The organism is Komagataeibacter nataicola (assembly GCF_003207795.1).
Taxonomy (GTDB): Bacteria; Pseudomonadota; Alphaproteobacteria; order Acetobacterales; family Acetobacteraceae; genus Komagataeibacter; species Komagataeibacter nataicola.
Window position 1 is genome coordinate 64,181 of sequence record NZ_NIRT01000006.1, and the last position, 23,655, is coordinate 87,835.

20 protein-coding genes, 1 tRNA gene and 1 riboswitch are annotated in these 23,655 nt (G+C 63.8%); of the genes, 12 read left to right on the forward strand and 9 right to left on the reverse strand.

Translation table 11 applies throughout. The annotated features are described in order from the left end of the window. Nucleotides 1-6 precede the first annotated feature (6 nt). Genes CDI09_RS05100 through CDI09_RS05115 form a run of 4 tightly spaced genes read left to right on the forward strand, consistent with a single transcriptional unit; the run spans nucleotide 7 to nucleotide 3,606 of the window. Entirely contained in the window at nucleotides 7-621 is a 615-nt protein-coding gene (locus tag CDI09_RS05100) for a F0F1 ATP synthase subunit B family protein (RefSeq protein ID WP_061275558.1), read from the forward strand. A 30-nt stretch (nucleotides 622-651) separates the two neighbouring features. Next, a complete protein-coding gene (locus CDI09_RS05105; protein ID WP_078525534.1) occupies nucleotides 652-1,146 on the forward strand; it encodes a F0F1 ATP synthase subunit B family protein in 495 nt (164 codons plus the stop codon). Nucleotides 1,147-1,167: 21 nt separating this feature from the next. Continuing rightward, nucleotides 1,168-1,923 carry a glycosyltransferase family 2 protein gene (locus tag CDI09_RS05110; RefSeq protein ID WP_078525533.1) on the forward strand — a complete coding sequence of 252 codons (756 nt, stop codon included), beginning with the start codon at nucleotides 1,168-1,170 and terminating at the stop codon, nucleotides 1,921-1,923. A gap of 12 nt (nucleotides 1,924-1,935) precedes the next feature. Next, a complete protein-coding gene (locus tag CDI09_RS05115) occupies nucleotides 1,936-3,606 on the forward strand; it encodes an ArnT family glycosyltransferase (RefSeq protein ID WP_078525532.1) in 1,671 nt (556 codons plus the stop codon). 148 nt (nucleotides 3,607-3,754) lie between these two features. Here CDI09_RS05115 and CDI09_RS05120 read toward each other — a convergent pair whose 3' ends face one another. Continuing rightward, nucleotides 3,755-5,527 (reverse strand): porin family protein, encoded by a 1,773-nt coding sequence (locus CDI09_RS05120; protein ID WP_205836578.1) that lies wholly within the window; start codon nucleotides 5,525-5,527, stop codon nucleotides 3,755-3,757. Nucleotides 5,528-6,007: 480 nt separating this feature from the next. Beyond that, on the reverse strand, nucleotides 6,008-6,247 hold the full coding sequence (locus CDI09_RS05125; protein WP_078525528.1) for a hypothetical protein: 240 nt from the start codon (nucleotides 6,245-6,247) through the stop codon (nucleotides 6,008-6,010). A 169-nt stretch (nucleotides 6,248-6,416) separates the two neighbouring features. Between CDI09_RS05125 and CDI09_RS05130 the strand changes: the two genes are divergently transcribed. Further along, the gene (locus CDI09_RS05130) at nucleotides 6,417-6,923 is read left to right on the forward strand and encodes a DUF2721 domain-containing protein (protein ID WP_167370193.1); all 507 of its coding nucleotides are present in this window, start codon (nucleotides 6,417-6,419) and stop codon (nucleotides 6,921-6,923) included. Nucleotides 6,924-7,016: 93 nt separating this feature from the next. Here CDI09_RS05130 and CDI09_RS05135 read toward each other — a convergent pair whose 3' ends face one another. From CDI09_RS05135 to CDI09_RS05160, 6 genes are all read right to left on the reverse strand, one after another. Continuing rightward, nucleotides 7,017-7,979 carry an ABC transporter substrate-binding protein gene (locus CDI09_RS05135; RefSeq protein ID WP_078525524.1) on the reverse strand — a complete coding sequence of 321 codons (963 nt, stop codon included), beginning with the start codon at nucleotides 7,977-7,979 and terminating at the stop codon, nucleotides 7,017-7,019. 71 nt (nucleotides 7,980-8,050) lie between these two features. Further along, nucleotides 8,051-8,147, reverse strand: a riboswitch (TPP riboswitch). Nucleotides 8,148-8,206: 59 nt separating this feature from the next. After that, complete coding sequence (locus tag CDI09_RS05140) at nucleotides 8,207-9,418, reverse strand: cytochrome b (protein ID WP_078525522.1); 1,212 nt, start codon at nucleotides 9,416-9,418, stop codon at nucleotides 8,207-8,209. Nucleotides 9,419-9,541: 123 nt separating this feature from the next. Next, nucleotides 9,542-9,928, reverse strand: a complete 387-nt coding sequence (locus tag CDI09_RS05145; protein ID WP_078525520.1) for a hypothetical protein — start codon at nucleotides 9,926-9,928, stop codon at nucleotides 9,542-9,544. 193 nt (nucleotides 9,929-10,121) lie between these two features. Continuing rightward, nucleotides 10,122-10,198 (reverse strand) — tRNA-Arg (locus tag CDI09_RS05150). 71 nt (nucleotides 10,199-10,269) lie between these two features. Further along, a complete protein-coding gene (locus tag CDI09_RS05155) occupies nucleotides 10,270-13,563 on the reverse strand; it encodes an efflux RND transporter permease subunit (protein WP_078525518.1) in 3,294 nt (1,097 codons plus the stop codon). A gap of 49 nt (nucleotides 13,564-13,612) precedes the next feature. Further along, on the reverse strand, nucleotides 13,613-14,443 hold the full coding sequence (locus CDI09_RS05160) for an SDR family NAD(P)-dependent oxidoreductase (RefSeq protein ID WP_167370192.1): 831 nt from the start codon (nucleotides 14,441-14,443) through the stop codon (nucleotides 13,613-13,615). 93 nt (nucleotides 14,444-14,536) lie between these two features. Between CDI09_RS05160 and gmk the strand changes: the two genes are divergently transcribed. The 7 genes from gmk to CDI09_RS05195 all read left to right on the forward strand — a co-directional run bounded on the left by gmk (nucleotide 14,537) and on the right by CDI09_RS05195 (nucleotide 20,858). After that, nucleotides 14,537-15,199, forward strand: a complete 663-nt coding sequence (gmk, locus tag CDI09_RS05165; protein WP_078525514.1) for a guanylate kinase — start codon at nucleotides 14,537-14,539, stop codon at nucleotides 15,197-15,199. Between the two features lie 224 nt (nucleotides 15,200-15,423). After that, nucleotides 15,424-16,662: a multidrug effflux MFS transporter gene (locus tag CDI09_RS05170; RefSeq protein WP_078527867.1), complete on the forward strand. Its 1,239-nt coding sequence runs from the start codon at nucleotides 15,424-15,426 to the stop codon at nucleotides 16,660-16,662. 121 nt (nucleotides 16,663-16,783) lie between these two features. Then, nucleotides 16,784-17,569, forward strand: coding sequence for an MlaE family ABC transporter permease (locus tag CDI09_RS05175; protein ID WP_078527865.1), 786 nt, complete (start codon nucleotides 16,784-16,786; stop codon nucleotides 17,567-17,569). Beyond that, nucleotides 17,566-18,360, forward strand: coding sequence for an ABC transporter ATP-binding protein (locus tag CDI09_RS05180; protein ID WP_078525512.1), 795 nt, complete (start codon nucleotides 17,566-17,568; stop codon nucleotides 18,358-18,360). The genes CDI09_RS05175 and CDI09_RS05180 overlap by 4 nt, the downstream gene beginning before the upstream one ends. 181 nt (nucleotides 18,361-18,541) lie before the next feature. Further along, nucleotides 18,542-19,942 (forward strand): DNA repair protein RadA, encoded by a 1,401-nt coding sequence (radA, locus tag CDI09_RS05185; protein WP_078525510.1) that lies wholly within the window; start codon nucleotides 18,542-18,544, stop codon nucleotides 19,940-19,942. Nucleotides 19,943-19,956: 14 nt separating this feature from the next. Continuing rightward, nucleotides 19,957-20,562, forward strand: a complete 606-nt coding sequence (locus CDI09_RS05190; protein WP_408884488.1) for an IMPACT family protein — start codon at nucleotides 19,957-19,959, stop codon at nucleotides 20,560-20,562. A gap of 59 nt (nucleotides 20,563-20,621) precedes the next feature. Continuing rightward, complete coding sequence (locus CDI09_RS05195) at nucleotides 20,622-20,858, forward strand: DUF3297 family protein (protein ID WP_061275528.1); 237 nt, start codon at nucleotides 20,622-20,624, stop codon at nucleotides 20,856-20,858. Nucleotides 20,859-21,011: 153 nt separating this feature from the next. On the opposite strand, the gene CDI09_RS05200 is transcribed toward CDI09_RS05195, so the two are convergent. Beyond that, a complete protein-coding gene (locus CDI09_RS05200) occupies nucleotides 21,012-23,606 on the reverse strand; it encodes an MMPL family transporter (RefSeq protein ID WP_078525506.1) in 2,595 nt (864 codons plus the stop codon). Nucleotides 23,607-23,655 lie beyond the last annotated feature (49 nt).

Consider the following 23,655-nt stretch of genomic DNA (forward strand, 5'->3'; position numbering starts at 1 on the left):
GCGAACATGGCGCGCGCCGTGATGTATAACAACATCCGAAGGGCGAAGTCTTTTCTGGCTTCGTCCGCGCTGGCTCTGCCGCTGATGGCCATGGCAGCTCCTGGCGCGCGCGCCGAGGGCATGCCCCAGCTTGATTTTGGCAATCCTTATGTCATCGGTCAGGTGATATGGGGCGCTGGCATTTTTCTGGTTCTCTACCTGCTGCTGAGCCGTTCGGCCCTGCCCAAGGTGGAGAAGGTTCTCTCGCTGCGTCGTCAGACCATCGAGACCGACCTTGGCATCGCGCACAAGGCCAAGACCCGCGCTGATGAAGCCGTGGCCGACCTGCATGCCGCACGCCGCAAGGCGCTGGCTGATGCACAGGCCAATGTGGACAAGGTTGTCGAGGAGGCCCGTCTGGCCGCCGCCCGGCAGACCGAGGAAATGAACGCACGCCTTGCCGCCGAGATCAGTGACGCCGAGACCCGCATCGCGCAGGCCCGGACACAGGCACTGGCATCCGTTCGCGAGATTTCCACAAACACGGCGGAAACGCTGATCAATCAGTTATCTGGCATTGCCGCCCCGGCCGATTTCGTGACGGCAAAGGTCGGTTCTGCTGCGGCAGCACGTGGTCTCTGACCCGCTGCCCAAGACAGACAGGTCATAATCATGTTTCATGATCCCCGTTTCTGGTCGGCTGTTGCCTTTGTCCTGTTTTTCGTCCTGTTCGGGCGTTCACTGTGGAAGCCCCTGGTGAGCGCGCTGGACGGGCGGGCAGAGCGCATCCGTGCCGAGCTTGATGAGGCCGCGCGCCTGCGCCGCGAGGCCGAGCAGATGCTGGAGGACGCAACGCGCGACCGCGAGGCGGCACTGGCCGAAGCCAAGGAACTGGTCGAGCACTCCCTGCGTGAAGCCGCGAACATTGCGGAAAAAGCCCGCAAGGATGCCGAGGATATTGCCGCACGGCGTGAGCAGATGGCCAAGGACCGCATTGCCTCGGCCGAGCGTTCCGCCCTGCGCGAAGTGCGCGAGACGGCGGTTGACATCGCCATCCAGGCTGCCCGCGAGACGCTGGCTGCAAGCCTGCCTGCGGATGCCGATGGCAAGATCATCGACAGGGCGATCGGTGATCTGCCGACGGCCCTTTCCCAGCGCGCTGCCTGATTGCCTTTGCAGCCGCCTGTCATGCAGGACAGCGATAACGGGGCGTCTTCACGCCCCGTTTTGTCCATTATTGCCGCCGTGCTGAACGAGAGCGGCAACCTCCGCCCGTTATGCCAGGAAATCGCGGCCGTACTCGACCGCCTGCCCCCGGCTGAAATCATCTTTGTCGATGATGGCAGCACGGATGGCACAGTGGCGGAGCTTGAAGCGGTCAGACGCGATGGCATCCTGCCGCAACTGCGGATTCTCAGCCATGAAGCCGTTTACGGCAAATCCGCCGGACTGCGTACGGGCATTGAAGCCGCGCGGGGGGAATGGGTCATTCTGCTTGATGGCGATGGGCAGGATAACCCCATCGATTTCATCAACATGATGGCGCTGTGCCAGCAGGCCAGCGGGCGCGCGCCCCTGGTGGTGGGCGTGCGCACCAAGCGGCGTGATACCCTGTCACGCAGGCTGGCGTCGCGTTTTGCCAATGGCCTGCGTCGTCACCTGCTTGATGATGGCTGCCCCGATACGGGGGCCTCGCTCAAGGCGTTCCGGCGGGAAGATTTCCTGCCATTGCCGCAATTCGAGGGGCTGCACCGTTTTCTGCCTGCCCTGATGGGGCAGCGCGGCGTACCGCTGGTGTGCATGCCGGTACATCATCGCAACCGGCTGCATGGTTCCTCCAAATACACCAATTTCAACCGGGCGATTGTTGGCATCCGCGATATACTGGGTGTCATGTGGCTCAATAACCGCGCCAGGATACCGAAACGCGTTATCGAACGCTGAAGGGACCGTGCCATGACGCGCCTGACACTGCGCCATTATGTTTTTGTGGCGCTGTCCGTGTTTGTCCTGTTCCTGCCCGGGCGGGCCTCGCTGCCGCCGCTGGACCGTGATGAACCCCGCTACATGGAAGCTACGGCCCAGATGCTGCATAGCGGCAATTATGTCGACGTGCGGTTTCTTGATCAGCCCCGCTATCTTCAGCCCGCGGGCATTTACTGGCTGGAGGCCGCTGCCGTAAGGCTGACTGGCATGGAGGGCCGCCACGCCACCTGGCCCTACCGGATTCCCTCGCTACTGGCCGTAACGGCTGCCGCTGTGCTGACTGCATGGATCGGCGCTGCCCTGTTTGGCCCGCAATGTGGCCTGCTGGCGGCAGCGCTGCTGGCGGTCTCGGTGCTGATGACAGCCGAAGGCCGCATGGCCACCATTGACACCACCCTGCTTCTGTTCGTGCTGCTGGCGCAATGCGGACTGTTGCGCGCCTATCTTGACCGCGAACGCGATCTGGCAACACCGCTGGCGGCGGCCCTGTTGTATTGGGTCGCGCTGGGTTGTGGGCTCATGCTCAAGGGGCCGGTGGTGCTGATTCCCGGCTTTGGCACGCTGCTGGCCCTGGCGGTGGTGGAGCGGCGCATTGACTGGTGGCGCCGCCTGCGCCCGGCCTGGGGCTGGCTGCTCATGCTGGCCATCGTGCTGCCGTGGTGCATTGCCATCGGGGTTGTCAGCCACGGTGATTTCTTCTCGCGCTCGGTAGGACGCAATTTTCTGGGCAAGGTCGCGAGCGGGCAGGAAACGCATGGTCTGCCGCCGGGCTATCATCTGGCCGTGTTTGCCCTTGCCTTCTGGCCCGGCTCGCTTTTTGCCGCCATGAGCCTACCCTTTGTGTGGGCGCAGCGTTTTCAGCCGCATGTGCGCTACCTGCTGTGCTGGATCGTGCCGCACTGGCTGGTGTTCGAGGCCATTGCGACCAAACTGCCGCATTATGTGCTGCCGACCTATCCGGCTATTGCGATCCTGACGGCTGCCGCCGTGGTCTCTTTTCCCACGGAGTGGGCATGGCCACGCGCCTTGTGGGCACGCGGCCTGCTCGCAGCCTATGCGCTGATCTGGTTTACGGTCGGTTCCATACTGGCCTTTGCCGGGCCGGTGCTGCTGTGGCGCATGGAAGGCACGCTGTCACCCGCCGCCATGCTGATTCCGGTGGGCGCGCTACCGGTGCTGGGGCTGTCGGCCTATCTCATTTTGCATCGCGAGGTGCTGCGGGCGGTCATGGCGGCGGTTGCCACGGCGGTCATCATCCATGTCGGGCTGTTTACAACCGTCATTCCGCGCCTGCAGACCATATGGCTCAGCCCGCGCCTGGCCGCCATGGTGGATACCCACCGCCGCTGCGGAAGCGAGAGCATTATCGCCTCGACATCGGATTCCGAGCCCAGCCTTGTCTTTCTGTTGGGTGAAAATACCCGGTTGATCAGCCCCACGGCGGCGGCTGATTTCCTGCAGCAGAACCAGAAATGCGGCATGGTTCTGGTGGGCGCGCGTGAACTTGCGGCCTTCAGTACCCGCGCGCTGCAAGATGGCCTGGACCTGCATGAACTCGGGCAGCAGACGGGGCTGAATTATTCAACTGGCAAACATCTGGAAATCGGGCTGTATGTGGTGATGCCGCCTACGGCACCGTAATAAATAAAAGTTTTGGGTGCTGCCTTTTTCAAAAAAGATAGCACCCAAAACTTTTTACACTTCAGAACTTTTTGCTTCAGGCATCATTACAAAAAAGGCGCTGCGCGGGATCTGCCCGGCAGTGCCTTCTGTTCTGTAAGCTCCCTGCTCAGAACAGCAGGATCATACCGCCCGAGGCGCTGTTGTCGCTTTCCTTGTAGGGGCCGTGGGCTGCGGAACTGGTATGGGCGTATTCGGCCACCAGGTTCAGCCAGTCGGTCATCTTGTAGTAGGCGGCACCCACTTCGGATTCATTGCGGCGCACGAGATCGGGGTCTTTCTCGCCCGGTGCCAGATACAGGTTACTGACACCATAGCTGCCTACGAGTTTGAACTTCTTGGTGAAGTTATACATCATCTGGACATAGTAGCCTTCCGATGCGCGCTTGCGGCCGTTACTGGCCACGCCATCAAAGAACAGGCCGGTCGTGCCAAGGCCGCTGCCGCGATAGTAGTAGCCCACAAACTGCGCCGGGCCATAGGTCAGCTTCGTGCCGATTTCGCCCGCTTCCGCCGTGACACCATGCTTCTGGCCCGGAATGACGGAAACATCCGCAGTACTGGTAGTAGAGTAGGGAAATGCCGTTACGCCATCTGCTTCAAGCAATTGGGTGGTGACCGTTGTCGTCTTGCTGACCGTCAGGTCCTGCTGGTGCTGCGTCAGGAAGCTGGCCCAGATGCGGGCACTCAGGCCGCCAATCTTGAAGTCATATGTCACCTTGCCCTGGATCATGGGCGAGCTGTGCTGCGTGGAGGCTGCCGAATAGGCATTGCCATTGCCATCCGCGCCCGAGAAATCGAACTCATCAAGCGGCTGCAGGATGCCGATCGTGCCCTGGAAGCCCTTGATGGTGGGCGACTGGTAGGAAATCTGCGGAATCCAGTCGGCATAGACATAACCAACGCCAATACGGCCAAGCGAGGTGTTGCCCGGCGCCGAGTTGCTGCCGGTCGAGCCCACGCTGAGCAGCGTGGCGTCATCAAGGATGGCGTCGCCACCAAAGATGCCAAGGTCACGACCAATCTTGAACGTGCCCCATTTCTTGTTGCCCGCCGTCACGTAAACCTGACGAAAATCGATGCCGGCCGTGCCAAGGCCCACCGGGCTGCCGCCGGTATTGGCGTTGAAGGCGCCGTTCTTGGCATTGTTGATGCCGGGATACATGCCCATCACGGCGGCAAGGTCGATGCCGTTCTGCGTGGTCGAAAGCTTGAGAATCAGGCCTGCGGGCAGCAGGCCGTTACGCAGCGCCGAGGAATCGAACCCGCTCGACCCCGTCGAGACACCACCAGCCACCGGCATGCCGCCAGCAGGGCTGTTATAGGTATAGAAACCGTTGATGAAGCCCGACAGGTTGATGTCGATCGGCCCGGCCTTGAAGGTCAGGCCCTTGCCGGGCACGTATTTTTCCATCCGCACAAGCGACATGCCGCCGCCAAGGCCCATGGAATGCTGGGCGGCAAGCCAGGTGGACTCGGCCGAGGCCGCACTGGCCTGCGCACTGGCCGCCGCCTGCTGCGCCTGGGCGAGCACATAGTCGGGGTCCATGCCGTTGCCGCCAATCTCGATCTGGCCGGGGGGTTGAACCGCCTGGCCCATTGCGGTGCGCATGGGCGCATGGGCGGCTGTCGTGCCCATGTGGCGCGCGGCGGGCACGTATTGCTGCGTGCGGGCGGCACTGGTCGCGGCCTCGTGCACATGTTGCAGGTGATGGGCGAGCAGGCCACGATATTCACCCTGCGTCAGGCTGCCCTTCGCCTTCAGGATATCGAGAAGTTCACTATAATCGTCAGCCCATGCCTCATCGACGCAGGCAAGCGACGCCCCCCCGCTTGCCATAACAACCACCGCGCCAATACGCGCCAATTTTCCTGCCGACATAGTATTAAACTCCCTATGCGCATTCCTGTTGTATAAAACCCGGCGGGTCAATGGCCCCCCCTGGCTGTGGCAGGGGGCAGGGCAGGCGTGGCAGGGCGCAGGAGCGTGCAGGGATTTCTCCCCCCATGGTGGGAGGAAGGGCGCGCGCAGGACAGGTTCCGTTATGGATTCGTTGGTTAATCTTCCTTTTTTTTCATGCAATGTTCAAAAAATGGTCATAACGGAACACATGTGCGTTTTGGGTCTTGTGGTGTGCGACAAGGCAGTACGTCATGATGCCCGGTGGACTGGAACAGTCCGGTTTCGCAAGGAGCGCAAAGATCCATCAAACAATCGTGTGCGGCTCAATTCGTGGTTTATGTTCAATAAAACGGCATGAGCAAGCCTGTTGCCACCGCAGGAATACACAGTAGAGCCTCACAAAGCTGTGTTTGTATTTTATTAACTTAGTTCTTGACCGTATCTTCCATGCCCGCCGGTTCAGGCCAGCAGGGTGCGGGCCTGCCGCCAGGCCTGCTCCAGCGCCTCGACCATGGTGGGCGCGGGCGCGGTCCAGTCCTGCGGGGGCTGTCCGGGCACGTCGAGGCGCGCGTGCCAGCATTCGGTATCAGGTGCTCCGGGCAGGCGCTCGATGCTGATCCCCCAGGGGGCGGGAATGCGCGACAGCACGCGGGCCAGCCTTTTCTCGGGCGTAAGCGGCGTTGCATAATTATGGGACATGGGTGCCTCCTTTTTTCAAAAAGCGTTCCCCCCAAACGTCCTTATTTGTGCAGGATGTTTGGAGAGCGGGCTTTTCAAACAGCCTTCAGGGCGCAAGTCTGCCCCTTGACGGGGCCGCGGATAACCCCAAAAAACGCACGGTTGCCCGCAGCCAAGGATATGCCTGCCCGTGTCCCCTTTTCCCGGCCTTGTGCCTGATGAATCTGTTGATGGCGTTGCCCACCTGATCCAGACGGCGCTGACGCCGGTGTTCATGCTCTCGGGCATCGGCACGTTGCTCAACATGTTCAATACAAGGCTCGCACGGGTCAGCGACCATATCGAGACCGTGCGCGACAAGCTGGAAAATGCCGATGACAAGGGTAGCGACAGTTCTGTCGTGCTGCTGCGCCGGCTGACCCACCTGCATTACCGCACCCTGCTGCTTGATGCCGCCATCCTGTTTGGTGGCGTAGGCGGAGCTTCGGCCTGTGGGTCGGCATTTGCGCTTTTTCTGGGCAGCGTGCGTGATTCCGCCATTGCGTGGTGGCTGGTGCTCATGTTTGGCAATGCGCTGGTGTGCACGGTCATTGCGCTGGCCATGTTTTTAGGTGACAGCATCGTTGCATGGCATGGCCTGCGCGTGACCACCTTTCTGCCGCACAAGCAGGAAATGCTTGAAAGCCAGGTGGACTGAAAACCAAGACGTTTTTGGTGAAGCTTTTTTCAAATGGCTTGGAAGAACGCCGCCTTTTTTCAAAAAGGCGGCGCCCGAAAACTTTTATTATTATCAGGGCGCGGCAGGACTGAACGGATCCAGCGCGTACTGCCCCAGCGCAATGTCATGCGTCATCAGGCCATGCGCGTGCAAAAAGGCGGCAAAGGCCTCGTAGCGCGGGCGGTTCAGCAGGGCGGGCTGCTTGCACAGGCGCGGTAGCGTGGCCTGCCAGGCGGCGCGATTGAGCGGGGTGTCAAGTTCCGGATGGTCATGAATGGCCTGGGCCAGAATGGCGTCGGGGTGGTTGATCAGCGTGTTCGTGCCCTCGGCCAGCGCCTCCATGAAGGCTTTGACCCACGCATCATGCCCATGGGCGCGGGCGGCGAGAAAGATCAGTTCATCAGAGATCGGCACTCCATGTTCCTCGGGGTAGAAGGCGGAAACCTTGATCCCCTTCTGCTGCAGGTCGAGCAGTTCATAGGTGCGTACCGCACCGATCACGCCATCCACCGCATGGCTGATAAGGGCCTGCTCAAGCTGGAAGTTGACATTCACCTGCCTGACATCACCCACCCCAAGACCTGCCGAATGCAGCATGGCGTCGAGGGAGGCATCATCCACGCCCGGCATGGAAATGCCGATGGTCCTGCCCTTCAGTTCCGCAAGGCCGTGAATGTCCGGGCTGGTAATCAGCACGTTCAGCGGCGTGTCGATCAGCGTGCCCACGCGCACCAGCGGAATGTTCTGGTCAGCCAGCATGCCAAGCTGCGCCTGATAGGACACGGCAAGATCGGCTTGCCCCGCCGCCACCAGGCGCGGGGGCGAGCCGGGATCGGCGGGGGCGATGAGTTTGACATCCAGCCCGTGGCGGGCAAACGCCCCGCTGTACTGCGCGGCCAGAAGGCTGGCATGGTCGGCATTGAGAAACCAGTCCAGCACGACCGTGACCGGCTGCCCCGCCGCCAGGGCGGGCCGGGCCATGAGCGTACAGGCCACAATAGCCATCATGCCCAGCGCGTGCCTGAAAATGTGCATGGTAGGAAAGCTCCCTTTGCCAGCATGAACTGTGGAGCACGCGGCAGGCAGGGAGCGGTATCATGGCCCGTGGCGGGGCCGTGCTGTCTCCCTTCGCTGGCATGACCCAGATCAGGTTCAACGGGTGTGATCTCAGCCCATCAGTTATGGGCACCCCGGTCAGGCGGCACAGTGTGGGCACGCGGTCGCTGCGTCAAGTCACGGATGCAGGACCGCGCGGGCAGGCCTCAGTCGGCGGGCTGGCGCATTTCACGCCGCGCGCACAGCGGCAGCAGCACAAGGAAATAGCCGAAGTAGTAAAGGGCCGCGATCCGTCCCGCGATCATCCAGCCCCCTTCGGCATGGTGGCGGCCGACCAGCCCCATCAGCACGAAGGCGATGACCAGCCCCGCCATGCCCATGCGGCAGGCCGGGCGTTCGCGCGCCGAGCGGATGGGTGAGCGGTCAAGCCACGGCACCACGAACAGGATGAGGATGGAGCCCGCCGCCGCCAGCAGCCCGCCGAATTTGGAGGGCACGGATTGCAGCAGCCCGTAAAACGGCAGGAAATACCATTCCGGCTCGATATCGGCTGGGGTATGCATGGGGTTGGCGGGGCGGTAGTTTTCCGGTTCGCTCAGCAGGTCGGGCCACAGGAAGGCAAGGGCCACGAACACCAGCGCGAACAGCACAAGCCCGCTCAGATCCTTGGTGGTGTAATAGGGGTGGAAGGGCACGCTCTCCTTTGCGGGCACCGGCCTGCCGCCAGGGTTGTTCGGTCCGCTGACATGCAGTGCAAGCACATGTAATGCCACTACCGCCACGATCGCGAACGCCATGAGGAAGTGCAGCACGAAGAAGCGGTGGATGAAGATATCCCCCAGCGTGTCGCTGCCTTCCATGATGTGCTCAAGCGTGGGGCCAATGCCCGGCACGGCGCCCACCGCCTTGCCCGCCACATCAGCACCCCAGTACGACATCTGCCCCCACGGCAGCACATAGCCTGCAAAGGCCGTGACCATGACCATGAGCAGAAGCCCCAGCCCGCTGAGCCACAGAATTTCGCGCGGCTGCTTGTAGGAGCCGTAATACAGCCCCCGGAACAGGTGGATATAAAGCGCTGCCATGAACAGGCTGGCCCCTGTCATGTGCATCGCGCGCAGCATCCACCCGCCGGGGAGCTGGCGCTCGATCATCTCGACCGACGCGAACGCCCCGCTGGCCGTGGGCGTGTAGTTCATGGCCAGGAAAATGCCGGTGGCCAGCATGAGCACCAGCACCGCGGTCAGGATCGCTCCGAAATTCCACAGCGCGTTGAGGTTCGCGGGCATGAGGAAATCGATATATTCCTTGCGAAACCCGCTGATGACGGGAAGCCTGCGGTCAATCCATGAAAGGACGCCGCCTGATGCAGGCTGCACAGGCGTGGGGCTATGTTCGGGGAGGCTGGGCCCGCTCATTCTCGGTTCCTGAATCAGACAACGGAAAGATCAGCCCCGAGTGTAGCAGCCCGGCGGGGGGCGGGCACGCTCTCTTTTTCATCAGGTGGGGGCGGGCTGCATGATGTTACGGCCGGCGGGTCATTACGCGCCCATACCGGCTTTCCGCACGGCCTGCGTGCACAGGTCGCGGCGCTGGGGTATGTCGAGATCCGTCAGCCGCGCCCGCTCGGGCGTGCCGGGGTGCAGCACGCCCGCCGTGCCATAGGCGTAATCCATGTTGCCTTTTTCATCGGGCGGCACGGCGTTGTTTTTTTCAATCAGCGCGACCAGCAGGGGTGTGGCTTCATCATGTTGCGCAAGCCCGTTGCCAATGCAGAAATTGAGGTAACCCGCCAGCCGCGCGCCGGGCGTTGCCGCCAGGATCGCCTGCGGGCCGGGTGCGGGGGTATTCTGCGCCATGGCGACAGGCAGGCCCCCCATCAGGCCAAAACCGGTAACCGCGCCCATCATGACTGAACGGTAGCCCATTGCCTTCATCCTTCATGCCACGGCACGGGCATGACCGCCCCGCGCCACGCCGTAGAACCGCGCGCGGCGGGTGAAGTTGCATTGGGGGAAAGGCATGCGACAGCCCATCCGGCCATGGCCGGAAAAAAGGGGGCGCGAACAGCCATCTGCCTGAGATGCCACGTTCAGCCTGAACCAGATTTTCAAGGAAAAGTGGCGCACCCGAAAGGACTCGAACCTCTAACCCCCAGATTCGTAGTCTGGTGCTCTATCCAGTTGAGCTACGGGTGCGCTGTGAGGCGGTTTCTAGCCGAGGTGATCGTACCCCGCAAGCCCCTTTTTTCGCTTTGGGAAATTTTTTTTTAGCGCCCCATCCGCGCACGCACGCGCTGGCCCAGCCGCCGCGTTCCCACACGGATGCGCTCCATGTAAAGATAGATGACCGGCGTGGTGTAGAGCGTAAGCAACTGGCTCATCATCAGGCCGCCCACCACCGTAATGCCCAGCGGGCGGCGCATTTCCATGCCGTAGCCGCTATTGGTAATCAGCGGCACGGCCCCAAGGGCTGCCGCAAGCGAGGTCATGAGGATGGGGCGGAAGCGCTGGATGCACGCCTCGCGTATGGCGTGTGCGGGGTCCATGCCCCGGTCGCGCTCGGCATGCAGCGCGAAATCCACGATCAGGATGGCGTTTTTCTTCACGATGCCCACCAGCAGGATCATCCCGATCATGGTGATGAGCGAGAATTCCTGCCCCAGCGCCCATAATGCGAGCACCGCCCCCACCCCCGCCGAGGGCAGGGTGGACATGATGGTCAGCGGGTGGATGTAGCTTTCATACAATATGCCCAGGGTCACATAGATCGTAACAAGGGCTGCGATGAAGATCAGCACCTCGTTGATGATGGCGGACCTGAACTGCGCCGCCTGCCCGCTGAAGCCGCCATGGATCGAGGGTGGCACATGCAGGCGGATCATGGTGTCCGCAATGGCGGACGAGGCATCGCTCAGCGCCATGCCGGGTGCGAGGTCGAAGGAAATGGCCGCCGAGACGAACCCGTCCTGATGCGAGACGGTGATGGGAGTGACGCGCGGCACGAGGCGCGCCACATCGGAGAGCGGGATCATGGTCTCGGTGCTTGATGAGACAGCCGACCCGTTCGAGGCCCCGCTCCCGCCTGCCAGCCGGTTGGCGATCTGGTTGCGAAAGGACTGCTGGCTGAGCTGCGTGCTGCGGCTGGCCTGCGTGGTGGTGGTGGCGCGCGCGCGCACCGTGTTTGACACCGTGCCCCCGCCAGCACTCCCGCCGGAGGTGGAAATGCGCATGGAATTGAGAATCTCGGGGCTGGTGCGGTACGCATCCGCCACCTCCATCACTACATGATAGGTGGTGAGCGAGGTGGAGATGTTCGAGGCCGTGCGCTGGCCAAAGGCGTCATACAGCGTGTTGCTGACCAGTTGTGGCGTAATCAGGTAACGCGCGGCGAGGTCGCGGATGATGTCGGCATGGATCGCCGCGCCATTGTTCATGACATCGGTGGTGACATCACGCAGCACCGGGTTCGTGCGCAGCGCCGCGGTCAGGATCGGGGCCCATCTATACAGGTCATCGGCACTGTCGCTGGTCAGCTGGTAGCGGTAGGCGCCCTCCTTCTGCCGCCCGCCGCCGCCGCTGATGTCCCCTGCCGAGAACAGCGATATGTCCAGCCCCGGTATGGCGGCGAGGCGCGTGTGCACGCGCGCGATCATGTCGTCTATGGTGTCATGGCGCGCCGCGCGGTCGTGCAGCTGCGCGAAGGCCTGCCCCTCGATGTTGGTATCGCCTGAAAAGGCCACGACTTCCTCCGTGTCGGGGTCGGTCGAGAGCGCGTTGCTGATGGCGCGGATCTTCTCCTTCATGGCGGGGAACGAGGTGGTCTGGTCAGCGCGGAAGAAGCTCATGACCATGGCCACGTCCTCCTTGGGCAGGATGCCCTTGGGCATGAGCACGATCACGCCGATCATCACAGCCAGGCTTGCTGGCAGGGTCAGGGCGGTGAGCACATGGTGGCGCAGCGCCACGTCAAGCGTGCGCTCGTAGGCGCGCAGCAGGTGCCCGTAGCCCACCTCCAGCATATCGCCCGCCTGCCGCGGCCACCTGCGCCACCACGGCGCCGTAGGCGGCAGGGGGGCAATTTCGCCCACTTCAAGGAACAGGCTGCACATCATGGGGGTGAGGCTGAGGGCGAGCAGCAGCGACACCGTGACCGTGATGGCCAGCGTCATGGAAAACTCGAAGAACACCTTGCCCGGCGTGCCCGCCAGCAGAAGCAGCGGCAGGAATACCGCGACGAGCGAGATGGTGATGGACAGCACCGTGAACCCGATCTCGCGCGAGCCCTTCAGCGCCGCCTCGCGCCGGTCCAGCCCGGCCTCCATGTGGCGGGCGATGTTCTCCAGCACCACGATGGCGTCATCCACCACGAAGCCCGTAGCGATGGTCAGCGCCATGAGCGAGAGGATATCGAGCGAGAAGCCGAACACCGCCATCAGCGCCAGTGTGCCCGCCAGCGAGATGGGTACGGTAATGGCCGGGATCAGCGTCGAGCGCATCGTGCGCAGGAAGGCCAGCACTACGCCCACCACCAGCACGACCGAGGCCAGCAGCGTCCATTTGGTATCGGCCAGGGATGCGCGGATGGTGATCGAGCGGTCCATGACCGGGCTCAGCGTCACCCCGCGCGGCAGGGCCGCGCGCAATGCCGGGATGCGGGCCTTGATGTCATCGGTCACGCGGATGACATTGGCGCCCGCGCGCGGGCGGATGATGGCCATGACCGCAGTATGCCCGTTAAGGTAGCCGATCTCGCGTTCGTTCTCCACGCCGTTGCGCACGGTGGCGACATCGCTCAGCCGCACGGGGCGGGTGTCGCGATAGCCGATCACGAGGTCGCGGTACTGTGCTGCGGTGCGGGCCTGGTCGTTGGTGGCCAGCATGGTGCGCGTGGTGTCGTTTTCGATGATGCCCTTGGGCGTGTTGGCATTGGCCGAGGCCAGCGCCGAGCGGATATCCTCGAACCCCAGCCCGTATTTGAACAGGGGCCACGGGTTGATGTCCACCCGCACGGCAGGCGCGGAACTGCCCGCGATCTCGACCCACCCCACCCCCTGCACCTGCGAAAGCAGGGGCTGCAGGCGTGTCTTGGCAATATCGTACAGCTCCGACATCGGCTGCGTGTCCGAGGTGAGGGCCAGGATCAGGATCGGGTTGTCGGAGGGGTTGGCTTTCCAGTACTGCGGCTGGGACTGCAAGGTGGCGGGCATGTCGGCGCGGGCGGCGCGCAGGGCGGCCTCCACGTCATTGGCGGCGGCGTCGATATTGGTCGATTCATCGAAGACGAGCAGGATGAAGGCGCTGTCCTGGCTTGAATCCGATTCAATCGAACTCACCCCCGCCACCTGTCCCAGCCTGCGCTCGAGCGGGGTGGTGACGGAACTGGCCATCTGCTGCGGCGAAGCGCCAGGCTGTGTGGCCATGACATAGATGACCGGCACCGCAATGCTGGGCAGGTCGCCCACCGGCAGCAGCCGGTAGGCGAACACGCCCGAAAGCAGGATGGCCAGCGCCATGAGCGTGGTCGCCACCGGGCGCAGGATGAAAATGCGGCACAGGTTCACGGCAGGCTTCCATTGCCCGTGGCCGTTCTGCGGTTTCGGGGAGTGGCAGTCATGAAGATGGGGCGGCGTCCGGTGTCAGCCCGGTTTCGGGCATGGTGCCCGCCTGTCCCGCGGGCTGGCGGAAGTAGTAATGCTCGGCAATCGAGATGGGCAGCAGGTCCATGAAGCGCGAGCCCGCGGCCAGCCACCACGGGAACGCGATGCGCCGCCTGCCGCGCGCAATGCCGGACAGGATGGCCTGCACGGCATCATTCGTCTGGGTCAGGCCTGGCATGTGAAAGCTGTTCTGCGCCGTCATGGGGGTGGCCACGAACCCGCAGCTGACACTGGTCATGACAATGCCCGCGCGTTTCATGTTCGCTCCCGTCGCCACCATGAAGCGGTCTACCGCCGCCTTGGAGGCACAGTATGACGGCGTGCCGGGAAACGAGACCAGCCCCGCCACCGAGGCCATGGCGCAGATGCGCCCGCGCACCCCGTCAACCCCGCGAGGTTGGCCGCGCATGACCTGTAGCGCGGGCAGCACCGTGTTCAGCACGCCATCGACATTGGTGTCGAACATGCGGCGGATCTGGGCATCGGGCTCATAAGGCGCGTCTGCCCCGCCCCGGGTCGAGGCGGTAATGCCGGCACCCGCGAATACGAGGTCGAGCGTGCCTGCGTTTGTAATCCACTCCTCCATGCCGGCCGTATCGCGCACGTCCTGCACTTTCATGCGGGCATCCGCTCCGCGCGCAATGCAGGCGGTGGCCACGGCCTCGAGGTTGCCGGCATTGCGCCCGCCAAGATGCAGCGTGCGGCCAGGACGTGCGAGGGCGAGGGCGAGACCGCGCCCGATTCCGGACGAGGCACCTGTGATGAGTATCGAATCCTGTTTCATATTCGCAGAATACATACACCCTGTTAGAACTGCGCTACCCCGTTTGCCTACCCGGCCTGCATTCGCACAGGACCACCGACCAAGGAGAGCCGCATGAGCCAGTCCGCCACCCCCTCCCGCCCAACTTCCGTGGCGCCGGTCAGGCGCAGGGGGGTCTGCCTGGTCATTTCCGCTCCGTCGGGTGCGGGCAAGTCCACCATTGCCAATGCCCTGCGCGCCTCCGAGCCGCAACTGCTGCACTCGGTCTCGGTTACCACGCGCCAGCCTCGCCCCGGCGAGAGTGATGGCGTGCATTACCATTTTCGCAGCATGGATGAATTCAACCGTATGGCCGAGACTGGCGAGATGCTGGAATGGGCCACCGTGTTCGGCCGTGGCTACGGCACGCCACGCGCCCCGGTCGAGCAGGCGCTTGCCGATGGGCGCGACATGGTGTTCGACATTGACTGGCAGGGCCACCGCCAGATCCGCGAAGCGCTGCCTGATGACGTGATCAGCCTGTTCGTGCTGCCCCCCTCGATCGAGGAACTCGAGCGCCGCCTCAATGGCCGCGCCTCCGATGAGGCCGACGAGATCGCGCGCCGCATGCAGGCCGCGCGCGACGAGATCTCGCACTGGAATGAATTCGATCACGTTATCATCAATTCCGACCTCGACCAGGCCATTGCCGAGGCCCGCGCCGTGCTGGTTGCGGCCCGCCTCGAGCGCCACCGTCAGGTGGGGCTGATTGACCTCGTGGCCAGTTTTGGCGTGTGAACCCGTGCTTCACTGCGGGAAGTGAGGAGTAAAGGTTCGGCGCGTCGTCTTTTTCAGGAGAGGCGGCGTTATCGAAGCTTTTTGAAAAAAGCTTCATCAAAAACTTTTTCATCACTCAACGCATGTGTTGCATGCAGCGATCCCGCATGGACAACCTGCCTGAAATACGGGGATATGCACCGGCGCCCTCGCGCGCCGTTGTGTTTCTTCCACCATGGATTCCCATGCCTGCCCGTAGCCGTCCCGCCCCCGTCATGCCGTTCTGGATGATTGCCCTGCTCGGGCTGCTCACGGCCATCGGGCCGCTGGCCACGGATATGTACCTGCCTGCCTTTCCGGTCATGGATCGTGAACTCGTGGGCGGCCATGCGGGCAGCAGCCAGGTCACGCTGGCCGCGTGGTTTGCGGGGCTGGCGCTGGGGCAGTTCAGCATGGGCCCCATTTCCGACCGGCTGGGCCGCAGGGCGCCGCTGCTTGGCGGGCTTGTGTTCTTCATCATCGGCTCGGCGGGGTGCGCGCTGGCCGGGGGCTTCGGGCTGTTCTGCCTGTGCCGGTTCATCGCGGCCCTTGGCGGGGCGGCGTGCGCGGTCATTCCGCGCGCCATCGTGCGTGACGTGGCCACGGGGGCTGTGGGCGCGCGCATCATGTCGCAGCTCATGCTCGTGTTTGGCGTCATGCCCATCCTTGCGCCCTCGCTGGGCAGCCTCGTGCTCTCGTTCGGGCACTGGCGCTGGATTTTCTGGATTGCGGTGGGCTATGGCGCGCTGGGTCTGGTCACGGTCATCGCGAGCCTGCCCGACACCATGCCGCCCGAGCGGCGGATCGCGTTCTCGCCCACCGGCATGATCAGCCGCTACGCCGGGCTGGTGCGCGAGCCGGTGTTCATGTCGAGCGCGCTGATCAACAGTTTTTCCTCCTTTGTCATGTTCGCCTACATTACCTCGGCGCCCATGGTGTTCGAGCACCTGCTGGGGTTCACGCCGGGGCAGTTTGGCGTGTTCTTCGGGCTCAATGCCGGGGTGTTCATCGCCTGCGCGCAGGTCAACGGGCGGCTGGTGCACCATATCGACCTGTCCCGCCTGCTTGATTATGGCATCGGGGCCATCATCATCGCCGCTTCCGCCTGCCTTGCCCTGTCGCTGGCAGGTGTGGCGGGGCCTGCGCACCCGCTGCTGGTCTGCGTGCTGGTGGGCTGCATTACCGGCAGCCTCGGCTTTATCGGGCCGAACGCCACGGTGCTGGCCTTTACCCATCATGGCCACCAGGCGGGCAGTGCCTCGGCGCTGATGGGCACCATCCAGTTCTCGCTCGCCGCAGGCAGCGGCTTCATTCTCGGTCATGTCGCCTTCCGCAGTCCCACGCCGCTGGCGGTGGTGGTGATGGGGGGCGTGTGCTGCACGGTGGCGTGCAATATCTGGCGGCATGTCAGCGCGCGCCGGGCGGCTGTCGCCCAACGGGCCTGATGCGGCCCGGCGTGGTCATGCGCTTTCGCTTTGACGTGGGTGGCCTGCCGCGCTACGGCAGGGACAGGCCCGCCCTGCCTGCTGTGGGGTCGGGCTGTTATCCTTATGCGCGGGAGGCATGGTGAACGGCATTCTCGATTTTGTTGCCGGACTGGGCAGGGCCGTTCTGGACATGGTGCGCATGGCCGGAAAGGTGGCGCTGTTCGGGGCCGTGGCGCTGTCGCATGTCGTCCGCCCGCCTTTTTACTGGCGCACGCTGTGGGGCTCGCTGGTCGAGATCGGGTATTTCTCGCTGCCCGTGGTGGCGCTGACCGCCCTGTTCTCGGGCGGGGTGATCGCGCTGCAATCCTATACCGGCTTTGCCCAGTACCATGCCCAGAACGCCATTGCGGGCATCGTGATCCTTGCGGTCACGCGCGAGCTTGGGCCGGTGCTGGCGGGGCTGATGGTGGCGGGCCGCGTGGGGGCGGCCATGTCGGCCGAGATCGGCACCATGCGCGTGACCGACCAGATCGACGCGCTGACCACGCTCTCCACCAACCCCATGAAATATCTCGTCACGCCACGGCTGGTGGCGGGCACGCTGGCGCTGCCCTTCCTGGTACTGGTTGCCGACATACTGGGCGTGCTGGGCGGGTTTACCGTATGCGTGATGAAGCTGGACTTCTCGGCTTCGGCCTATATCGCGGCCACCATTGCCTCGCTCAAGGTGATGGATGTGACGGTGGGGCTGGTCAAGGCGGCCATCTTCGGCTTCCTCATCACGCTCATGGGCTGCTACCACGGCTATCATAGCCGCGGCGGGGCCGAAGGCGTGGGGGCTGCTACCACGGCGGCCGTGGTGGCGGCGTCGATCCTGCTGCTGACCTTCGATTACCTGCTGACGGATGTGTTCTTCTCGCAATGACCGAACCGACCCCCAAGATCCGCATTCGCGGCCTGAAAAAGGCGTTTGGCCCCAAGGTGGTGCTCGATGGGGTGGACCTTGATGTCATGGGCGGCACGTCGTTCGTGGTCATTGGTGGCTCGGGCACGGGCAAGTCGGTGCTGCTGCGCTGCATCCTCGGCCTGATCACGCCCGATGCAGGCTCCATCGAGATTGATGGCGTGGACGTGACCACGCTCACGCCGCGGCAGCGCGAGCCCTACATGGCCCGGATCGGCATGCTGTTCCAGAACGGTGCGCTGTTTGACAGCCTGAGCGTGTGGGAAAACGTGACCTTCGGCCTCACCGCCGCGGCCCGCATGGGCCATGGCCCGCGCCTGACCCGCGCCCAGTCCCGTGCGCGGGCGGGTGAACTGCTCGAGCAGGTGGGCATGGACCCGGCCGTGGGCGCGCTTTCGCCCTCCGAACTGTCCGGCGGCATGCAAAAGCGCGTGGGGCTGGCCCGCGCCATCGCCGCCCGCCCCGAGATCCTGTTCTTTGATGAACCTACCACCGGCCTCGATCCCATCATGGGGGCGGTGATTGACGGGCTGATTGCCGATTGCGTGCGCAAGCTTGGCTCCACCGCCATTGCCATTACGCACGACATGGCCTCCGCCCAGCGCATCGGTGACAGGGTGGGCATGCTGTATGAAGGCAGGCTGATCTGGCAGGGCGCGCCCGATACGCTGTTCGACAGCGGCAACCCGGTGGTGGACCAGTTCACTCATGGCCGCCGCGAGGGGCCGATCAAGGTGGACGTGCGTACCTGATTGATAAAGAAGCAGAAGTTTTTGAGTGCCGCCTTTTTTCAAAAAGGCCGCGTTCTTCTGAAGCTTTTTGAAAAAAGCTTCACCAAAAACTTTTTGTCGTTTGGGCAGGGGCTTCCCTGACTTTCGCGGCCGGTCGTTCCATATATGATATACACGATCTGTTCTTGCCCAAGGAGCCATCATGGCGCGTCGGCCCGCTAACCGTTTTGTCTGCCAGTCCTGCGGGGCGGTCTTTCCCAAATGGTCAGGCCGGTGCGATGCCTGCGGCGCGTGGAACAGCATTGTCGAGGAAACGGTCGAACCCACCGCCACCGGCGGCACCAACGCGCGCAGGCGCACCGGTGCGCGCATCAACCTCGTGGGCCTTGCGGGCGATACGCCGCCGCCGCCGCGTATCGAGACGCATATCGGCGAGCTTGACCGCGTGCTTGGCGGCGGGCTGGTGCCGGCCTCGGTGGTGCTGGTGGGCGGTGACCCCGGCATTGGCAAGTCCACGCTCCTGCTGCAGGGGGCGTGCGCGCTGGCGCGCGCGGGCCGCAAGGTGATGTACATATCGGGTGAGGAGGCGGTGGACCAGATCCGCATGCGCGCGCGCAGGCTGGGGCTGGAAGCGCCCACGCTGGAACTCGCCGCCGCCATCAACGTGGCCGATATCGTGGCAACGCTTGAGGCGGAAAAGGATCTGGCGCTGGTCGTGATCGACTCGATCCAGACCATGTGGATGGAAACGGTGGAGAGCGCGCCCGGCACGGTCAGCCAGGTGCGGGCCTGCGCGTTTGAACTCATCCGGCTTGCCAAGCAGCGCGGCTTCAGCCTGATCCTCGTGGGGCATGTGACCAAGGAGGGCGCGCTGGCAGGCCCGCGCGTGCTCGAGCACATGGTTGATGCGGTGATGTATTTCGAGGGTGATCGCGGCCACCAGTTCCGCATCCTGCGCGCGGCCAAGAACCGCTTTGGCGCGACCGACGAAATCGGTGTGTTCGCCATGACCGACCAGGGGCTGGAGGAAGTGCCCAATCCTTCCGCCCTGTTCCTGGCCGAGCGGCGTGGCCACATTGCGGGCTCCGCCGTGTTCGCGGGCATGGAGGGCACGCGCCCCGTGCTGCTCGAGGTGCAGGCGCTGCTTTCCCCCAAGGCGGGTGATGGCGGCGCGCGCCGTGCTGTGGTGGGGTGGGAGACGGGGCGGCTGAACATGCTGCTTGCCGTGCTTGAAGCGCGTTGCGGCATCAAGCTCAACGCCATGGATGTGCATCTCAACATTGCGGGCGGGTTGCGTGTGGGCGAGCCTGCTGCCGACATGGCGGTGGCCGCAGCCCTCGTTTCCGCCGCGACCGGCCAGCCGACCAGCGCGGGTTCGGTCTATTTTGGCGAGGTCGGGCTTTCAGGCGAGGTCCGTCAGGTGTCGCAGCCCGATACGCGGCTCAAGGAGGCGCACAAGCTGGGCTTCGAGCAGGCGTTCCTGCCGCGCCGGATTGCGCGTGGCAACCGCAAGCCTTCCGCACCCGACGGGCTGGGTCTGCATGAAATCGGGCATCTGGGCGATCTGGTCAGTCTGTTCACGGGGGCGATGGAGGAGGCGTGAGCGCCGAACGCTTCATGCTCAGCGCGCCCGCCATGCTGGAGCGCGAGGTGAAAAAAAGCATCTTCCTCGCTCAGGCAGCACCTGTCGCCACCCCGGCCGAAGCCATGGAATTCATTGCCTCCGTCAGCGATCCCGACGCTACGCATAACTGCTGGGCCTACCTGATTGGCCAGACCTATCGCAGCGATGACGCGGGCGAGCCGGGCGGCACGGCGGGCCGCCCCATATTGCAGGTGATCGAGGGGCAGGGCTTTGACCGCACCGTGGTTGTGGTTACGCGCTGGTTTGGCGGCACCAAGCTGGGCGCGGGCGGGCTTGTGCGCGCTTATGGTGGCACGGCGGCGGAATGCCTGCGCACTGCGCCGCGCGTACCGATTGTAGAGATGGCGGAGCTGACCTTTGGCTGCGGTTTTTCCGAGCACGCGCTGCTGCGCGCGCGCCTTGAGGCCATGGACTGCCAGATCGTGGCCGAGGAATTCGGCGCCGATAGCGTTGGTCTGCACATAACCGTGCCCGCGGCGCGTGAGGCGGAGGTGCGCACGCGCATTACCGACATCACGCGCGGGCAGGCCACCATCCGAGCGGTGGAGGAAGATGGCGCACAGGGTGTTGGAGCGTAACGGCATTGGCGCTATGTCAGACAGCGTTTCACGTTCAGCATACGGAAAAAAGACCAGCCATGACCGATACCCCTCCCGATCGCCTGTCCGTCAATCCGACCAGCCCCTTTTATGACGAAGCCCTGCTCGAGCGCGGCATTGGCGTGCGCTTCAAGGGCATCGAGAAGAACAATGTCGAGGAATACTGCATCAGCGAAGGCTGGGTGCGCCTGGCCGTGGGCCGTGGCACCGACCGCTTTGGCAACCCCATGACCATGAAGGTCACCGGTCCGGTCGAGGTCTGGTTCAAATCCTGATCATTCGACAAAAAGATAAAAGTTTTTGGTGAAGCTTTTTGCAAAAAGCTTCAAAAGAACGCCCTTTTTTTAAAAAGTGGCCCTCAAAAACTTTTATAATAAAAAAGGCCGCACCCCGAAGGATGCGGCCTTTTTGCTGTGCCCCCTGCAGGGTCATTCCTCATCAATCGCGCGCTTGGGCAGCAGGGCGGGCACAAAAATCAGGGTCGCAATCAGCGTGCAGGCCAGCGAAAGCAGCAGCAGGCGACCCATGCTGGCCGTGCCCGGATGGTGCGAGGCCGCGAGCGAGCCGAACGCCGTGCCCGTGGTCAGCGCCGAGAACAGCACCGCACGCGCCGTGGGGCTGGATAGCGGCGACCTGATGCCTGCCCGCCAGTTCATGACAAAATAGATGTTGAACGATACGCCCACGCCCAGCAGCAGGGGCAGGGCGATGATGTTGGCGAAGTTGAGCTGCTCGGGCACCACGATAATCAGGATGACCGTCATCAGCGCCGAGAGCAGCAGCGGGGCGAGCACCAGCGCCGTATCAAGCAGCTTGCGCAGGGCCACGGCCAGGATGATGGCGATCATGACAATGGCCGCAGCGGCGGCGGTGACAAAGGCATGCACCATGGTGGCGGCACTCTGCACGATGTCGATGGCCGAACCCGCCGCCGTGGGGGCGATCTTCTGGATCTCGCCTACATACTGGTGCAGCGCGCGGTTGCCCTGCATGTCGTGGCTGGGATGGACCTCGACGAGGGCCCGCCCGTCAGGCAGCAGGTAGTCACGTGCCAGCTGCTTGGGCACGTCGGCAATGCCCACTTCCTTAACCTGCAGCATGTCGCGCAGCATGTTCAGCTGCATGGGCAGGAAGCGCACCAGCGCCTCGTTGGTGGCCATCACGCGCGCATCATCGGCCTTTGCCAGCTGCGCCAGCGCCGACTGGATGCGGCGCAGCGGGTCATTGGCGGGCAGCTTGTCCAGCACGCCGCCGAGATCGCCCGCCGTCTTGGCGGCGGCGGCGCGCAGGGCGGCGGCATCGGGCGCGGGCTTGGGGTCGGGCACGATCAGGGTGGGCAGCAGGATGTTGGCGGCATCCTGAATCAGCGGCAGCTTGGTCTTCTGGTCGGCAGGCACCATCGAGCCGAGCCAAAGCGCGTCATGCACCAGCGGCAGGCCCGAAAGTTTGTCCGACATGGCGGCGGCCTGCTTGAGGTCCGGCATCAGCACATCGACCGTATAGGGTGAATATTGCGGCTCGGACATGAGCATGCCCAGCGTGACCATGCCCTCGGATTTGGGGTTCTTGGTATGCAGTGGGTCGGCATCGAAGGTCAGGCGCGGCACCAGTGCCAGCCCCACCAGCGCCACTACCACAAAGGCTGCAAGGATGGGCTTGCGATGGTGGCGGATGGCGGTGTCGATGGGCCGTGCGAAGGCAAAGCCGATCGTGCCATGCCCCGCCGTGGGGCGGAACAGCCGCAGCAGTGCGGGCAGCAGCGTAAGCGTGCAGACGAAGGCGAACACCATGCCAAAACCGGCAATCAGCCCCAGCTGCGCAACACCTACGAAGGCGGTGGGCGTAAAGGCCAGGAACCCCGCCGAGGTGGCCATGGCGGCAACAAGGATCTGGTGGCCGGTCTCGTTGCCGGTCTGCTCAAGGGCTGCGGGCAGGCTCAGCGCGGACCCATCGGGGTTGGCCTGCGCGCGGAAGCGGACCGAGAACTGGATGGCGAAGTCCACCGCAATGCCGACGAACAGGATGGCGAACGCCACCGAGATCAGGTTGAGCTTGCCCACCACGATGGCGGCAAACCCGGTGGTGAGCAGCAGCCCCGACACCAGCGTGATGATGATCGGCACGATGATGCGCCACGTATGCACCGCCAGAATCAGCCACAGCGTGACCAGCACCAGCGAGCCGAGCAGGCCCGCCACCATGCCTTCGGCCACGGTGGCGAATTCCTCATCCGCGATCTGGGTATCACCCGTGATATGTACATGCGCCCGCCCGCTTTTGACAAAAGGCAGGTCGTTGGCAGCCGCACGGATGGCGTCGGATGCCGCACCACCGGGCTGGAAGGAATCATAATCCAGCTTGGGCTGGGTCACGACAAACTGGAACTTGCCGCCAAGGTCGGCCAGGTCACCCGCCAGCAGCCGCTCCCATGACAGGGGCTCGGGCGTGCCATCGACCGAATGCTGCAACGTGGTGGCGAAGCCATCAAGGGCGGCATGGAAGTTGCCAAGGTTGGCCTGCCCCTGCGCCACGCCAAGTGCAATGAGGTTGAGCGCGCTGAACAGCCCGCGCCCCGAAGGGTCGGCCGCAAGTTCGCTTAGGAAGGGCTGGGCGGTGATGGTGGTGTTGAGCACGCGCTCGAGCGCCTTGGGGTCAAGGAACATCAGCCCGTTGCGCACCAGATACGGATCGGTTTGCGGCGTGGTGACGTAATTGAAGTGCTCATGGTCGCCGCGCAGTCTGGCCGCAAGGCCGAGGGCTGTCTGCTGTGCTTCCTCGGGCAGGGCGGCGTCGATCACGGCCACGAGCTGGTCCTGCTTTTGCGGGAACAGGCGGCCCATTTCATCCGAGCGCTTCTTCCAGTCCAGCGAGGACGAGAACATCTGGTCCGTATCGGTGGTGACGCCGAGCAGCGCGTAGCTGGCATAGGTCGCGCCAGCAATCAGCACGGCAAACGCCAGCACGACAGCAATGGCATGGCGGGAACACAAAGCGACAAGACGCCCAAGCGGTACCGATAGCATGACGAGTATTCAGCCCTTCAGAAACCTGACCCCATGCCGCATGAACGCG

What these genes read in the sequence shown, in the direction of transcription:
- CDI09_RS05100 (WP_061275558.1), top strand. Translation starts at nt 7, where the DNA reads ATGGCGCGCGCCGTGATGTATAACAACATCCGAAGGGCGAAGTCTTTT.
- CDI09_RS05105 (WP_078525534.1), top strand. Translation starts at nt 652, where the DNA reads ATGTTTCATGATCCCCGTTTCTGGTCGGCTGTTGCCTTTGTCCTGTTT.
- CDI09_RS05110 (WP_078525533.1), top strand. Translation starts at nt 1,168, where the DNA reads ATGCAGGACAGCGATAACGGGGCGTCTTCACGCCCCGTTTTGTCCATT.
- CDI09_RS05115 (WP_078525532.1), top strand. Translation starts at nt 1,936, where the DNA reads ATGACGCGCCTGACACTGCGCCATTATGTTTTTGTGGCGCTGTCCGTG.
- CDI09_RS05120 (WP_205836578.1), bottom strand. Translation starts at nt 5,527, where the DNA reads ATGTCGGCAGGAAAATTGGCGCGTATTGGCGCGGTGGTTGTTATGGCA.
- CDI09_RS05125 (WP_078525528.1), bottom strand. Translation starts at nt 6,247, where the DNA reads ATGTCCCATAATTATGCAACGCCGCTTACGCCCGAGAAAAGGCTGGCC.
- CDI09_RS05135 (WP_078525524.1), bottom strand. Translation starts at nt 7,979, where the DNA reads ATGCACATTTTCAGGCACGCGCTGGGCATGATGGCTATTGTGGCCTGT.
- CDI09_RS05140 (WP_078525522.1), bottom strand. Translation starts at nt 9,418, where the DNA reads ATGAGCGGGCCCAGCCTCCCCGAACATAGCCCCACGCCTGTGCAGCCT.
- CDI09_RS05145 (WP_078525520.1), bottom strand. Translation starts at nt 9,928, where the DNA reads ATGGGCTACCGTTCAGTCATGATGGGCGCGGTTACCGGTTTTGGCCTG.
- CDI09_RS05160 (WP_167370192.1), bottom strand. Translation starts at nt 14,443, where the DNA reads ATGAAACAGGATTCGATACTCATCACAGGTGCCTCGTCCGGAATCGGG.
- gmk (WP_078525514.1), top strand. Translation starts at nt 14,537, where the DNA reads ATGAGCCAGTCCGCCACCCCCTCCCGCCCAACTTCCGTGGCGCCGGTC.
- CDI09_RS05170 (WP_078527867.1), top strand. Translation starts at nt 15,424, where the DNA reads ATGCCTGCCCGTAGCCGTCCCGCCCCCGTCATGCCGTTCTGGATGATT.
- CDI09_RS05180 (WP_078525512.1), top strand. Translation starts at nt 17,566, where the DNA reads ATGACCGAACCGACCCCCAAGATCCGCATTCGCGGCCTGAAAAAGGCG.
- radA (WP_078525510.1), top strand. Translation starts at nt 18,542, where the DNA reads ATGGCGCGTCGGCCCGCTAACCGTTTTGTCTGCCAGTCCTGCGGGGCG.
- CDI09_RS05190 (WP_408884488.1), top strand. Translation starts at nt 19,957, where the DNA reads ATGCTCAGCGCGCCCGCCATGCTGGAGCGCGAGGTGAAAAAAAGCATC.
- CDI09_RS05195 (WP_061275528.1), top strand. Translation starts at nt 20,622, where the DNA reads ATGACCGATACCCCTCCCGATCGCCTGTCCGTCAATCCGACCAGCCCC.
- CDI09_RS05200 (WP_078525506.1), bottom strand. Translation starts at nt 23,606, where the DNA reads ATGCTATCGGTACCGCTTGGGCGTCTTGTCGCTTTGTGTTCCCGCCAT.